Below are 13,361 nucleotides of genomic sequence, written 5' to 3'. Positions count from 1 at the left end.
CGAATTTATGGCATCAAATAGGAACACTCAATTTCATGCACAATGTATCAATTTGTGCCCTGGTTCCTCAAGTGTGGGCCGATATATCCAATGTAGATTTTTTCAGTATTTCCGCCATCGAAATAGTAGTGGATTCTCGGTGTCACCATTCCAACTTTACTCAGCTTGAAGTGGGCCCCCATGTATACTCGCCCAGCAGCTTCAACCTCCGTCGGCACCGGAAACACTCGCTCTCGCCCGTATTGATTCTCCGTGGATTCACTCTCTCCAGCAGCATGCTTTCCCGGCGATATACTGAGATACCCCTCGGGAGAATTACTGAGATAATCATGGACTCCACCCGAGAACTTTTCATCACTTCTTGCCCTGAGGTAATCAACACACACTAGGAGGCATTGCCATGCCCCCAAAACAATTCGCCCGTTGGTATCATACCTAGATAGCGACTCCATTGTTCCCACATCCCCCGTGAAGACAACTCCATGCTGTTCGAGATCAGCGATCCTATCTCCCAGATCCTCCATGTTCTCCGGCACGTCCGATATAGATGGAAGATCAACCTCGGAGAACGCTGATTCGCCATCCTCAAAGGTAAGCAGCCTTGTCTGTAATGCAACTTTCTCTTGACTGAGCCGAAATGATTCGCGCTCTTTGAGGACAATGCTCTGGTCATACTCGGCCAACAACGCTTCGTACGCTTGCTCATTCTCCTCAAGTTCAAAGACTTGAGCTTGAAGTCCGGTAATGCGGACCTCAATTTCACTGGCCGCCGCACCCAGTGAGTTTTTAAATTCTATCGCCTCAGCCACTTCCAAGAGCTGCTCATCAGTCACCTCTGAAATTTCCAACCACGACTTAACCAGCTCAATCTGGCCGCGTAGCTTCTCGATTTCACTTCCGCCACCTATTGCATTCGTAGCAGCTGCGCTTTCGGCCTCCATTCGGGGAGCCTTCGTAGACCCACGGTCTAGCCTGAGCCTGCTTAGGAGCTTCTGATCCGAGGCCATCTCCAACAGATGGAGCGCATCCAGAACCTCCTTGGGAATCGGGAGCGCTGAGACCTGCGAACGCGCAGCAACTCCCAAAATTCTAGCAACTCGTCCAGGTCGCTCCTCTACCAACCGTGAGGTTCCTAGAAAGCGGTGACGACTTGCCGATTCCGGTGATTCAAAATCAAGCTTCGGCTCAAACGTTCTAATAGACCACGGGCTGACATTGAAGCCCGATGGGACGATGTCATTAAATTTTCGAGTCGCCTCGGAGTCGAGTATTGCAACCCCTCCCACACCAAATACTTCACGTCCCCACTCTTTCAAGCCCGCCTCAAAGAGTTGTTGAAATTCAGAGTCACCGGTCGACCCCACCAACATGAGTGGTACACGACGACCTTCATCCTTCAGGGATGCTATCAACCCATCGACGTCAGCTACTCCAAGTATTGCAGGCTCGGCTCGCATTCTCCATTGTGCATCAAAAAATGGAAAGCGGCGCATCAGTGACCTGGCGATGCGAGGAACATTTACGTAGGACCGCTTGTCATTACGAATATCGATCCAGACCCAGGGAAGCGTCCCGCCATGCGCCACAATAGATGTAGAATATGTTGGCGTCTCTGGGTCGGCAGGATTCGGCGATTCAATTAGATGCAGCTTGAATATTTCGCGATCGGCGCCTGCTCTCTGCGTCTCCGCAACAAATCGACCATCGTCGGATTCGCTCTTTTCATCCTGCCTTACACTGACACCAAGGTTTTTGACATTGATCCAATCCTGGATTTCGTGCAGGACTTCTCCAAAATCAACCCCTCGGCCCGCCGCCAAAAATGTCCGGTAAGAATCACCAGCCCAGGTGACCTCATTTCTTGCAGTCGAGCCTCTACCGCGAGACACAAAATGACCCCCGACTGGGGCATCCACTCGCGGACTTTGCCCGCGTACAAGTTTGGAAATATCCGAGGGCTTCGGCACAGCTGACTCCGGCCCCGCTTCCAGGGCGGCGGACTTAGCGGAAGCAGTGGAAGGCGAAGGCAGGACTCGATTCGAAGCTTGATTGATTCCCTTACTGGTACTAGCGGCTTCCTCAACTTTCGAGACAGAGCGTGGACCAGTTTGCTCATTTCGCGGATTGTTCCGCTCATACCGTGTAGTGCGGCCTCCAAAGCTCTCCGCTTCGGCAGACCCGAAGGCGCCTTCCCCAGGCGCCCGATTACTGTTAACGTCTAGAGTCGAACTCCTCCGCCTCGTTGCATCGTTTTTTTGAACTACACGTTCGGATGCATTATGCGCATATGGATTCATCGCGAAATTCTTGACGGCCCGCAGTCCCAGGGCGCTGTAATTGGCCTTATTCGCGCGAGCAAGTAGCCGAAATGATTCTTTTTTTAGTATATCGATTTCGTTTCGCGATAACCCCCACTTTTCAGCCTTGCTGATTTGCCTGCGAATCCTACTAAGTTCAATATCAATTTCATATATTTCTTCGTGCACTTCAGCTCCTCAGAAAAACTACCCGCATTCGACCTTGTTCCATGGTTAGCCTACACGCGACACGCGCGAGAATACATATCCATGGGAGTCATTCTTCAAATTCTCGCTCGATGCGAGCCAACCACAGATTCGCTTCCTGTGCGTCCAGGTGGGATACTGGCGCTGTGCGGGCGGTGCATGCCGACCCGTCACGGGAAGGTTGTCCGAGCGGCCGAAGGAGACGGTCTTGAAAACCGTTGTGCAGCGACCCTGCACCAAGGGTTCGAATCCCTTACCTTCCGCGCAGAGCAGCTGAGAGCCCCGACCCCCGCGGTCGGGGCTCTCGCCGCATCACCTGCGGTAGTTTCATCGCCATGGACCAGACGCCGCCCGCCCCCGCCGACAGCCGCTCCCGACGCCACGAGGTGACGCTGCGGTTCCTGGCAGCGCCCACCGATGAGGGGCATTCCGGGACCGTCGACGCCGGCCGGGTCCTGGAGTGGGTGGACAAGGCCGCCTTCGCCGCGGCAGCCGCCTGGTCGGGCTCCTACTGCGTGACCGCCTACGTGGGCAACATCCACTTCGAGTACCCCGTGCAGGTCGGCGAGATGGTCGAGGTGACCGGCACGGTGCTGACCACGGGCCGGTCCTCCATGCACATCAACACCGTGGTGCGCTCGGGCGATCCCAAGACGGGCGAGCTCGAGCAGCGGGCCCGGTGCCTGACGATCTTCGTGGCCGTCGACGGCAGCGGGAAGTCCACGCCCGTGCCGAGCTTCGAGCCGCGGGGCCTGGAGCAGGAGCTGGCCCGTGACTACGCGCTCTCGCGCATCCCGATCCGCGAGGAGATCACCGCCGAGATCGCCCGCCAGGACTTCAGCGCGGAGGGCACCGGCGAGCGCGAGGTCCTGCGCTTCCTGGCCGCCCCCACCGATGTGAACTGGGGCGGCAAGGTCCACGGCGGCATCGTCATGGAATGGATCGACGAGGCCGCATATCTCTGTGCGACCCGCTACTGCGGCCGGGACACCGTGGCCGTGTTCTCCGGCGGCATCCGCTTCATGCGCCCCCTGCACATCGGGGATCTGGTCGAGGTCGACGCCCGCCTGATCTACACCGGGACCAAGGGCATGCACATCGCCGTGGAGGTCCGCTCCGGGGATCCGAAGTCCCGCGAGCTGGAGGTCACCACCAACTGCCTGACAGTCATGGTGGCCCGCGACGAGGAGGGCACCTCCGTGCCCGTCCCCGCCTGGGAGCCGGTGACCGAGGCGGATAAGCGGCTGTGGCAGCACGCACGCACGCTGCTCGAGATCCGCAGCCGCGCCCAGGGCAATCGGCTGCCGAATCACCTGCTGGAGGAGTCCGGCGAGTCGACGACGTCCGCCTGAGGCCACGCGGCGCCGGGAGGCTCAGCGCCGCGGCACGACCAGCCGCACGGTCCCGGAGACCAAGCTCTCGAGCGGGCCGGGGCCTTCCCCGCCGGCCCGCCACAGCGCGGCGAGCCCCAGCAGCAGGAGCACCTGCAGCACGTACAGGTCGGTCAGCTCGGACAGGATCACGTGCAGCGTGTACATGCTCAGCGGCATGGAGCCGGCCGCGAGCACGGGCATCAGCAGGCGGGTGCGCTCCCCTATCGCCAGGCAGATCAGAACGCACACGGCGATGACCGCCGCCGCGATGCCCGAGGTGAAGACCAGGTCGAAGGTCGTCGACGAGTGCGGACCGACCGTGACCAGCCACCACCACGTGGTCGTGGGCGTGGTCCCGTGGCTGCCGATGGTCTGCGCGGCATACGGCGAGCCCCAGGCCAGCGGCGACAGACCGGAGCCGGCGCGCTCGAGGGCCTCGTGCCCGCCTGCGGACAGCAGCAGCTGCGAGCTCACCCAGGCCGCGACGGCCAGCAGGGCGCCGACGGCCCCTGCCCAGGCGGCCGTGGCGGCGCTGCGCCAGTCGAGCCGGGCCAGGAGCAGCCCCACGAGGAGGTAGCCCATCCACTGCAGCACCGGGTAGTAGCCGGTGAGCAGCACGCCGATGACCAGCTCACCCGGCTGAGCCAGGTGGGAGAGCTCGGGCGCTTCGGCGGCGCGCTGGAGGCCGAGCCCGCCGCGGATCAGGTGGGAGGCCACCGGTGAGACCACCAGCCAGAACACGGTCGTGGCCGCCAGACACCGGGTCGGAAGCCGCAGAACCAGCGGGGCGAGCAGGAACAGTACGCCGTAGTTCACCAGGACCACCGCGATCGAGCTCGACAGCGATCCCAGCACGAGTCCGAGGATCGCGATCAGCACGCCGCGCACCGCCAGTGAGGCAGCCGCGTCGCGCCAGCGCCCATAGCGCCGCGTGGACAGCTCGACGGAGAACCCGGCCAGCACCGCGAACAGGGCTGCCGCCTTGCCCGCGATCAGCCCGACGGGCTGCGGATCACCAGCCGCATCCACCAGGTCCATCGTGTGGGTGGCCATCATCCCGAGCAGGGCGACGGCCCGCGCCAGATCGATGCCGAGCATGCGGGCCCCCGGGTCCGGGCGCGTCGGGGGGCTCGAGGGCTCGGAGGCGATGAGGGGCACGCCCTCACTGTGCCTCACATGCTCGGGCCTCGGCCACGCGAGCCCGTCGCACCGCTAGGATCGACGGTGCGGCGCGCAGGTCGTGGGACCTGCACCGCTGAATGACCCCACACGGGAGCCCGGGCACGGGCTGAGAGGAAGCTGACGCGGCTTCGACCGTCGAACCTGCTCCGGTTCATACCGGCGAAGGAAGTGAGAGCTCGATGCCTTCTGCACCCCTGTCCGCCCCCGCGACCGCATCCTCCGACGGGCGCCCTCCCGCACCGACCCGCCGCGCGATCCGCGGCGGGATCATGGGCAACTACGTCGACCAGTTCGACATCTTCCTGCCCGTGATCGCCCTGGCTCCGGTGTCGGCGCAGCTGTTCGGCGATCATGACATCGTGCGCAATGCTGGCCTGATCTTCGTGGCCACCCTGCTGGGCCGCCCGCTCGGGGCCATGATCTTCGGCCCGATCGCCGACCGCGCGGGCCGGGTGCTCATCACCCAGGTCGCCCTCGCCGGCATCTGCCTCACGACCCTGCTGATCGCCCTGGTCCCCGGGCACGAGGTGCTCGGCGCGGGCACGTTCCTGGCGGTGCTGGCGCTGCGCCTCCTGGGCGGGATCTTCCTGGGCGGGGAGTACACCTCGGCGATCCCGCTGGCCATGGAGTGGGCGCGCCCGCGCTCACGCGGTCGTCTCAGCGGGATGATCATGGCGATGTCGCCGCTGGCCAACGCCAGCATCGCCGCCGTCACCTTCCTCCTCCTGCTGCTGCTGGACGACAGCGAGTACGCCGCCTGGGGCTGGCGGCTGCCGTTCCTGCTCGGCGCCGCCCTGGCCGCTGCCATGCTGATCTACTACCGCCACATGGTCGAGGAGGCTCCGCAGCGTCGTCGCCCGGCCCGTTCCGCACACCCGCTGGCGCAGCTCGTCAGGGGCAGCAGCCGCCGGTCGCTGCGGCAGGTCCTCGTGCTGATGACCGGGCTGTGGCTGCTCACCTACATGGCAGTGCCCACCCTGACCGCCCAGCTCTCGCGCAGGCCGCAGCTCGAGCCGCAGACCGTCTCCCTCGTCATGCTGGGCGCGACGGCCGTGTCCGCGCTGGCCATGGCCGGGGCGGGTGCGCTGTCCAGTCGGATCGGGCGGCGCCGGTTCTTCGTGGGCTTCGGTCTGCTCTGCGCAGCGGTCTCTCCCGTCATCCTCCTGGCGCTGCTGTCCGGGGCCCTCGGAGCCGGCATCGGCACGGTGCTGCTGCTGGCAGCCGCGCTGCAGGTCACGACGGTGACCGGCTACGGGCCGGTGGGCGCCTATCTGACGGAGCGCTTCCCCGACGAGATCCGGGCCAGCGGATACGGGGTGGCCTACAGCATCTCGATCGTGCTGCCCGCGCTCTACCCCTACTACCTGCCGCCGCTGCAGCAGCTGCTCGGGCCGCACGCGGCGATCGCCGCGGTGCTCGCGGTGGGCGGGCTCCTGGTGGCCCTCGGCGGGCTGCTCGGCCCCGAGCCGGATCGGTCGGGTCCGCTGCCCGACTGATCGGCAGATCGCGGCTCACAGGCAACTGCCAGCCGCCTGAGGCCCTCGGCGGCGGGGCCGTGAGCGGGACAAGCGCATCATGTACGACGTGATCGCACTGCCCTCCCGCGCCGCCGCCTGGCTGCTGGCCGGATCCCCCTCCGCCTCCTACGGAGCCCCGCATCGCCGACCCGATCGCGACGAGAAGACCCATTCCTGGTGGAAGGTCATGTGCCTGTCCGGCGTGGACTACTTCTCCACCCTGGGCTATCAGCCCGGCATCGCGATCCTGGCCGCCGGGCTGATCTCTCCGCTGGCCACCCTGGTGCTGGTGGCGGTGACGCTGTTCGGCGCGCTGCCGGTCTACCGGTGGGTGGCGGTGGCCTCCCCGCACGGCGCCGGCTCCATCCGGATGCTCGAGACGCTGCTGCCGCGCTGGAGCGGCAAGGTGCTGGTCCTGTGCCTGCTCGGCTTCGCGATCACGGACTTCGTCATCACCATGACCCTGTCCTCGGCCGATGCCGCCGTGCACATCGTCGAGAATCCGCACGTGCCGGCCGAGGCGCAGCACTGGCAGTTCTGGGTGACCGTCGGGCTGCTCCTGCTGCTGGGCGCGGTGTTCATGGCCGGGTTCTCGGAGGCCATCAGCGTGGCCGTCGTCCTGGTCCCCGTGTATCTGAGCCTCAACGCCGTGGTGCTGGCGGTGGGCTGGTGGCAGATCGCCCGCTCGCAGGAGATCGGATTCGCGCAGTGGTGGCATGCGGCGCTGAGCCAGCACTCCTCGCCCTGGGCGGCGGTCGCCGTGGCTGCCCTGGTGTTCCCCAAGCTGGCGCTGGGCCTGTCCGGCTTCGAGACCGGGGTCTCCGTGATGCCCCTGGTGCGCACCTCGCGGGGCCTGCGGGGCCGCGTGGAGGGCACCCGACGACTGCTCACGACCGCTGCGCTGATCATGGCCGGGTTCCTGCTGACCTCGTCGCTGGTGTGCACGATCCTGATCCCGGCCGGGGACTTCGAGCCCGGCGGCGCTGCCAACGGGCGGGCCCTGGCCTACCTGGCGCACAGCCTGCTGGGCGAGACCTTCGGGTCGGTCTACGACCTGTCGACGGTGCTGATCCTGTGGTTCGCGGGCGCCTCGGCGATGGCCGGTCTGCTCAACCTCATCCCGCGCTACCTGCCGCGCTACGGCATGGCGCCCGAGTGGACCCGCGCTCCGCGGCCGCTGGTGCTCACGATCCTGGCCGCTGCCCTGGTCGTCACGGCGGTCTTCCGCGCCGACGTGGATGCGCAGGGCGGGGCCTACGCGACCGGGGTGCTGGTGCTGATGCTCTCGGCCTCCTTCGCCTCGACCCTGTCGGCCGGAAAGCGGGGGCACCGACGCGCCGCCGTGGGATTCGCGGCGATCACTGTGGTGATCGCCTACACGACCGCCGACAACATGATCAGCCGCCCCGATGGCCTCCACGTGGCCCTCGTGTTCATCGCGGCCCTGCTGGCGGCGTCGTTCGCCTCGCGGGTCTGGCGGGCCTCGGAGCTGCGGATCCGCAGCATCGATTTCGACGAGACCTCCCAGGACTGGCTGCGCAGCTGCCGCGGCCGCACGGTGCGGCTGATCGCGCACCGGCCGCGCACCCAGCTGGGCGCAGCAGGGGCCCAGGCCCAGCAGCTCCTGCTCAGCGACCCCGACCTGGCCGAGAAGCTGCGCGACGAGCGCGAATGGCATCGCCTTCCCTCGGCCGACGGCGTCCTGTTCGTGGAGGTGACCCTGCGCGATCCATCGGACTTCGAGGACCGGCTGCGCGTGAGCGCCCACGAGATCGACGGCCACCGCGTCCTGCGCGCCGAGGGCTCGTCGGTGCCCACCTGCCTGGCCGGCGTGGCCCTGGCCGTCCGGGACCGGACGGGGCGGCCGTCGCACCTCTACCTCGAGTGGTCCGACGGCTCGCCCCTGGTCAACTCCCTGCGCTTCCTGCTCCTCGGCCGCGGTCAGACGGCGACGGCGGTGCATGAGGTCCTGCGCCGGGCGGTGCCGCGCAAGCAGGACCGCCCGTTCGTGCACGTGACGTGAGGCCCCACGCAGGCCTCCGCACGCAACCCTCGGGATCAGCAGCCTGAAGTCCCGGACGCATGCATCGGCGCTGCATCCCTGCCAGTGATGGCAAAGGGCCTCGGAAGGGCCAGGGCCTCTGCCGGCTGCCGTTCTCCAGCCCTCAGCCGAGATCCCGCGACGGGGTGTCCGCCGTGGACGGCCTGCCCACGTAGGCCCCGCGGTACTTGGCCGCCGGGTGGGTGTCGAGCACCTTGGTCTGCCCGGCGCCGTAGACGTTCTCGCGCAGGGTGGGCCCGTCGTAGTCCGTGCGGTAGCGACCGCGCTTCTGCAGCTCCGGGACCACGTGCTCCACGAAGTCCTCGAACGAGCCCGGGGACACGTGGTAGGCCAGGTTGATCCCGTCCAGCCCGCCCTCGTCGATCCAGGTCTCGAGCTGATCGGCCACGGTCTGCGGCGAGCCCACGACCACATCGCCCATGCCGCCGATCGCGCAGTGGCGGGCGATCTCCTCGCGCGTCCACTGCTTGGTGCCGTCCTGCATGGTGAACGGCGTGAGGAAGGACTGGATGGCCTCGGTCTTGACGTAGTTCAGGACCTCGTCCTCCTGGAACGTGGACAGATCCAGCCCGGACCAGCCGCCGATGATGGCCTGCGAGGCCTCCAGGTTGGCGTAGCTCTGGTACTCGCGGTACTTGGCCTGGGCCTTCTCGTCGGTCTCGTCGACCACCACGGAGAGCATCGCGTAGATCTTCACGTCGTCCCGGTCACGGCCCTCGGCCTCGACCTTGTCGCGGATCCGGTCGGTCATGTACCGGGTGAGGTCCGGGCGCAGGGCGCCGATGAACACGGCTTCGGCGTGCTTGCCCGCGAAGGCCTGCCCGCGCGAGGAGGCCCCGGCCTGGAAGATCAGCGGCGTGCGCTGCGGGCTGGGCTCGGTGAGCGCCGCACCAGGCACCGTGAAGTGCTTGCCCTGGTGCTGGATCGGGTGGACCTTGGCCGGATCGGCGTAGATCCCGCGCTCCACGTCCTTCACGACGGCGTCGTCCTCCCAGGAGCCCTCCCACAGCTTGTAGCAGACGTCGAGGAACTCCTCGGCGATCTCGTAGCGCTCGTCGTGCTCGATCTGCGTGGGCAGACCCTGGTTCTCGGCCGCCGAAGGCAGGTAGGAGGTCACCACGTTGAAGCCCACGCGCCCGCGGGTCAGATGATCCAGCGTCGCGTACTTGCGGGCCAGCGTGTACGGCTGCTCGTAGGTGACCGCACTGGTCACGCCGAAGCCGAGGTTCTGGGTCACCGCGGCCATGGCGGAGATCTGCATGAACGGATCGTTGACCGGGACCTGCGCGCCGTCGGCGATCGAGGGGGCGGCCGAGTTGCGGTAGATGTCGTAGATGCCGACCACATCGGCCAGGAACAGGGCGTCGAAGCGGCCCCGCTCGAGCACCTGGGCCAGGTGCGTCCAGTACTCGATCGTGTTGTATTCCGTGGCCCGCGAGCGCGGGTGGCGCCACAGCCCGAAGCTCTGGTGATCCACGCAGGTCATGTCGAAGGCGTTCAGGGAGATCCGCTTGGCCATAGAAGGCTGCTCCTGAGAAGACAGACCCGCGCCCCGTGCGCCGCTCATGCCGCGGCCAACCTGCGGGTCCAGCGCGTGCGTGCGCCGTACTTGCCGCACGCGGTCTAGCGAGCGGCCCGATCCTCACCTGGGGCACCCCGCTACGGGAGAGGGTTGCCGTCCGGCCAGCCAGGGCTGTGGGCCGGAACTCTTGATCGTGTGAGCGTCATCCTATGCACACCTGAGGCGACAGTGCGAAGCCCATGCCGCGCGTTGCCCCGCTCGTCCTCCGATTTGCTGTCTCCCCGGACCAGGGCATTGAATGACCCCCGGTTCCCATCCGGAGCGGCCGAGAGACCTGGCTCGTCGACGCCGCAGCAACCAGTGCCGTCCATCCGCGGCACAAGGTGCTAATGCCAGGACCGATGGAGTGATGTGATGATCTCTGCACCCCCGTCCGCCCTGAGCACGGTCGATGCCGCCGCCCTGACCTTCGACCGGGTCGGCAAGTCCTTCCCGTCTTCCGGGGGCCGCCGGCGCGACGTCCTGGCCGATGTCAGCTTCGAGGTCCGCCCCGGGGAGATCGTCTCCGTGCTGGGCCCGTCGGGCTGCGGCAAGTCCACCCTGCTGCGCGCGGTGGCCGGTCTCGGCACCGCCACGGCCGGCCGGGTCCTGATCGACGACGCGCCCGTGCGCGGCCTGGACCCCCGCTGTGCGGTGGGCTTCCAGGAGCCGCGGCTGCTGCCGTGGCGCACCGTGGCCCGCAACGTGGCGCTCGGACTGCCGCGCGGCGTGCGCGGCCGCGAGGCCGAGCAGCGGGTGGCCCACCTGCTCGAGCTGGTCGGGCTGTCCAGGCATGCGGAGGATCACCCGTCGGAGATCTCCGGAGGCATGGCGCAGCGGGCCTCGCTGGCTCGGGCGCTGGCGCGCAACCCGCAGGTGCTGCTGCTCGACGAGCCGTTCGGCGCGCTCGACGCACTGACGCGCCTGAAGATGCAGGACCTGCTGCTGGAGATCCACGCCGCCGATCCCACGACGGTCCTGCTGGTCACCCACGACGTCGAGGAGGCCCTGGTGCTCTCCGACCGCGTGGTCGTGCTCGGGACGCCGCCGGAGGGCGGGCCGGCGGGCATCCAGGAGATCCTCACGGTGGACTCGCCCCGCCCGCGCCACCGCGATGATCCCGAGCTGACGGGTGCCCGCAGGCACCTGCTCGGCCTGCTGGGCGTGGAGGCATGAGCGGGCTGACGCGTCGTCGCCTGCTGGGCCTGGCCGCCGTCGGGGCCGCCGCCGCGCCCCTGTCCGGGTGCGTCATGGAGGGCGAGGGCCCGGGCCGCGGCATGGCCTCCGGCTCGGACACCGAGATCTACCTGGACTACGCGACCTACAACCCGCTGTCGCTGATCGTCCGCGAGAAGGGCTGGCTGGAGACCGTCGCCGCCGAGGGCGGCCAGGAGGTCCACTGGACGTTCTCGGCCGGGTCCAACAAGGCCAACGAGTTCCTGCGCGGCGGGGCGATCGACATCGGCTCGACCGCGGGCTCGGCCGCGCTGCTGGCGCGCACCAACCGCTCCCCCATCCGCGCGATCGACATCTGCTCCCAGCCGGAGTGGGCAGCACTCGTGCGCACCGCGGACTCGCCCCTGCGCTCGGTCGAGGATCTGCGCGGCAGGTCGGTGGCGGCCACCAAGGGCACGGATCCCTACTTCTTCCTGCTGCAGGCGCTGTCGGCGGCGGATATGGGCTTCGACGAGACCACCGTGGTCAACCTCCAGCACGCCGACGGCCGCTCCGCCCTGACCAGCGGGCAGGTGGACGCCTGGTCCGGGCTCGACCCGATCATGGCCGGCGCCGAGCAGGACGGGGCGGTGCTGTTCCAGCGCGACCTGGCCTTCAACACCTACTGCTTCCTCAACGCTCGCGAGCTGTTCCTGGAGATCAACCCGCGCGGGGCCCAGATGGTCGTGGACGTCTACGCCCACGCCCGCGCCTGGGCGCTGGAGAACCCCCAGGAGGGCATCGCGATCCTGGCCGAGGCCTCCGAGATCGAGACGACGACGGCCGAGCGGGTCTGGGAGCGCACGCACCTTGACATCGACCCGGTCCCCGGCGACGACCAGCTCGAGGTCCTCGAGCGCATCGCCCCGATCCTCGTGGAGACCGGTGACGTCCCCGACTTGGAGACCGTCCAGAAGGCCATCGACACCATCCTCGACGCGCGGTTCGCGCAGGAGGCCAGCGCCCAGCGCGCGGCCGAGATCATCGAAGGGCACAGCGCATGAGCGTCACGACCACCTCCGCACCAGCCTCCGAGGCTCCGGAGCCCGCGGGCTCCGACCGTCCCGGCTCCCAGCGTCCGGACTCGCAGCGCTCGGTCCGCACCCCCGCCCCGCGGGGCGCCATCCTGCGCAGCCCCTGGGCCCGGGTCGGCCTGGGACTGCTGCTGCCGGTGGCACTGCTCGCGATGTGGCAGCTGCTGTCCACGAACGGCACGTTCTCCCCGGTGCAGCTGCCGCGTCCCCTGGCGGTCCTGCAGGCCGGTGGCGAGCTGCTGACCGACGGGGCGCTGTGGACCCACATCGGGATCTCGACCCAGCGCGTGGTCGTCGGATTCGTGATCGGCTCGCTGCTCGGGCTGGCCGTGGGCTCCCTGATCGGGCTCTCCCCCTGGGCCAGCGCCCTGGGCTCGCCGCTGATCGGGGCGCTGCGCGCGGTGCCGTCGCTGGCGTGGGTGCCGCTGCTGCTGCTGTGGATCGGGATCGGCGAGAACTCCAAGGTGACCCTGGTGGCCATCGGCGCGTTCTTCCCCGTGTTCACCACGGTCTCGACCGCTCTGCGGGAGGTCGACCGCCATCTCGTGGAGGCCGCCCGATCCTTCGGCTTCTCCGGTCTGCGCCTGCTGCTGACCGTCCAGCTGCCGGCGGTCATGCCCTCTGTGATCTCCGGCCTGCGCCTGGCCCTGGCCCAGGCCTGGCTGTTCCTGGTGGCCGCCGAGCTGCTCGGCTCCTCGATGGGCCTGGGCTTCCTGCTCACCGACTCCCAGAACAACGGGCGCACCGACCGCCTGCTGCTGGCCATCGTCCTGCTGGCGATCCTGGGCAAGCTCACCGACGCCCTGCTCGGGCTGTTCGAGCGCTGGGCCCAGGCCCGCTGGGGCGCAGTGCGCCGGACCTGAGACCCTGGAAGCCGTCCTCGACCCGTTCCGAGAACCCGCCCGCAGCCGCG

The 13,361-nt window shown here is 67.5% G+C and carries 9 protein-coding genes, 1 tRNA gene and 3 riboswitches; of the genes, 7 read left to right on the top strand and 3 right to left on the bottom strand.

The features are described 5' to 3' along the window. Positions 1-47: 47 nt before the first annotated feature. Positions 48-1,916 (bottom strand): hypothetical protein, encoded by a 1,869-nt coding sequence (locus tag RF645_RS12280; protein ID WP_368819190.1) that lies wholly within the window; start codon positions 1,914-1,916, stop codon positions 48-50. A 763-nt stretch (positions 1,917-2,679) separates the two neighbouring features. On the opposite strand from RF645_RS12280, the gene RF645_RS12275 reads away from it, so the two are divergent. Both RF645_RS12275 and RF645_RS12270 read left to right on the top strand, forming a co-directional pair. Then, positions 2,680-2,767: transfer RNA gene (locus tag RF645_RS12275), tRNA-Ser, on the top strand. Between the two features lie 72 nt (positions 2,768-2,839). Continuing rightward, positions 2,840-3,856 carry an acyl-CoA thioesterase gene (locus RF645_RS12270; protein WP_285731040.1) on the top strand — a complete coding sequence of 339 codons (1,017 nt, stop codon included), beginning with the start codon at positions 2,840-2,842 and terminating at the stop codon, positions 3,854-3,856. Between the two features lie 21 nt (positions 3,857-3,877). Here RF645_RS12270 and RF645_RS12265 read toward each other — a convergent pair whose 3' ends face one another. Continuing rightward, entirely contained in the window at positions 3,878-5,035 is a 1,158-nt protein-coding gene (locus tag RF645_RS12265) for a heparan-alpha-glucosaminide N-acetyltransferase domain-containing protein (RefSeq protein WP_368819189.1), read from the bottom strand. A gap of 101 nt (positions 5,036-5,136) precedes the next feature. Beyond that, a riboswitch (TPP riboswitch) is annotated at positions 5,137-5,244 on the top strand. Between RF645_RS12265 and RF645_RS12260 the strand changes: the two genes are divergently transcribed. Further along, positions 5,239-6,555, top strand: a complete 1,317-nt coding sequence (locus tag RF645_RS12260) for an MFS transporter (RefSeq protein ID WP_368819188.1) — start codon at positions 5,239-5,241, stop codon at positions 6,553-6,555. It overlaps the preceding riboswitch by 6 nt. Positions 6,556-6,634: 79 nt before the next feature. After that, positions 6,635-8,599 carry an amino acid transporter gene (locus tag RF645_RS12255; RefSeq protein ID WP_368819187.1) on the top strand — a complete coding sequence of 655 codons (1,965 nt, stop codon included), beginning with the start codon at positions 6,635-6,637 and terminating at the stop codon, positions 8,597-8,599. Positions 8,600-8,741: 142 nt separating this feature from the next. Here the strand turns inward: RF645_RS12255 and RF645_RS12250 are convergent, their stop codons facing one another. Beyond that, complete coding sequence (locus RF645_RS12250) at positions 8,742-10,157, bottom strand: LLM class flavin-dependent oxidoreductase (protein WP_368819186.1); 1,416 nt, start codon at positions 10,155-10,157, stop codon at positions 8,742-8,744. Between the two features lie 81 nt (positions 10,158-10,238). Then, positions 10,239-10,353: riboswitch (SAM riboswitch) on the bottom strand. 116 nt (positions 10,354-10,469) lie between these two features. Further along, positions 10,470-10,576: riboswitch (SAM riboswitch) on the top strand. Between RF645_RS12250 and RF645_RS12245 the strand changes: the two genes are divergently transcribed. From RF645_RS12245 to RF645_RS12235, 3 genes are all read left to right on the top strand, one after another. Continuing rightward, positions 10,575-11,375, top strand: coding sequence for an ABC transporter ATP-binding protein (locus tag RF645_RS12245; protein ID WP_368819185.1), 801 nt, complete (start codon positions 10,575-10,577; stop codon positions 11,373-11,375). Its footprint overlaps the riboswitch before it by 2 nt. Next, positions 11,372-12,418 carry an aliphatic sulfonate ABC transporter substrate-binding protein gene (locus tag RF645_RS12240; protein ID WP_368819184.1) on the top strand — a complete coding sequence of 349 codons (1,047 nt, stop codon included), beginning with the start codon at positions 11,372-11,374 and terminating at the stop codon, positions 12,416-12,418. The genes RF645_RS12245 and RF645_RS12240 overlap by 4 nt, the downstream gene beginning before the upstream one ends. After that, the gene (locus RF645_RS12235; protein ID WP_368819183.1) at positions 12,415-13,311 is read left to right on the top strand and encodes an ABC transporter permease; all 897 of its coding nucleotides are present in this window, start codon (positions 12,415-12,417) and stop codon (positions 13,309-13,311) included. Before RF645_RS12240 ends, RF645_RS12235 begins: the two co-directional genes overlap by 4 nt. Positions 13,312-13,361: the final 50 nt, after the last annotated feature.

Origin of the sequence: Kocuria sp. CPCC 205260 (assembly GCF_040981045.1) — a bacterium.
Classification (GTDB): Bacteria; Actinomycetota; Actinomycetes; order Actinomycetales; family Micrococcaceae; genus Kocuria; species Kocuria palustris.
This window is presented reverse-complemented; position numbering and strand designations above follow the sequence as displayed.

Coding starts and splice junctions, on each gene's coding strand:
- RF645_RS12270 (WP_285731040.1), top strand. CDS start 2,840: ATGGACCAGACGCCGCCCGCCCCCGCCGACAGCCGCTCCCGACGCCAC.
- RF645_RS12260 (WP_368819188.1), top strand. CDS start 5,239: ATGCCTTCTGCACCCCTGTCCGCCCCCGCGACCGCATCCTCCGACGGG.
- RF645_RS12255 (WP_368819187.1), top strand. CDS start 6,635: ATGTACGACGTGATCGCACTGCCCTCCCGCGCCGCCGCCTGGCTGCTG.
- RF645_RS12250 (WP_368819186.1), bottom strand. CDS start 10,157: ATGGCCAAGCGGATCTCCCTGAACGCCTTCGACATGACCTGCGTGGAT.
- RF645_RS12245 (WP_368819185.1), top strand. CDS start 10,575: ATGATCTCTGCACCCCCGTCCGCCCTGAGCACGGTCGATGCCGCCGCC.
- RF645_RS12240 (WP_368819184.1), top strand. CDS start 11,372: ATGAGCGGGCTGACGCGTCGTCGCCTGCTGGGCCTGGCCGCCGTCGGG.
- RF645_RS12235 (WP_368819183.1), top strand. CDS start 12,415: ATGAGCGTCACGACCACCTCCGCACCAGCCTCCGAGGCTCCGGAGCCC.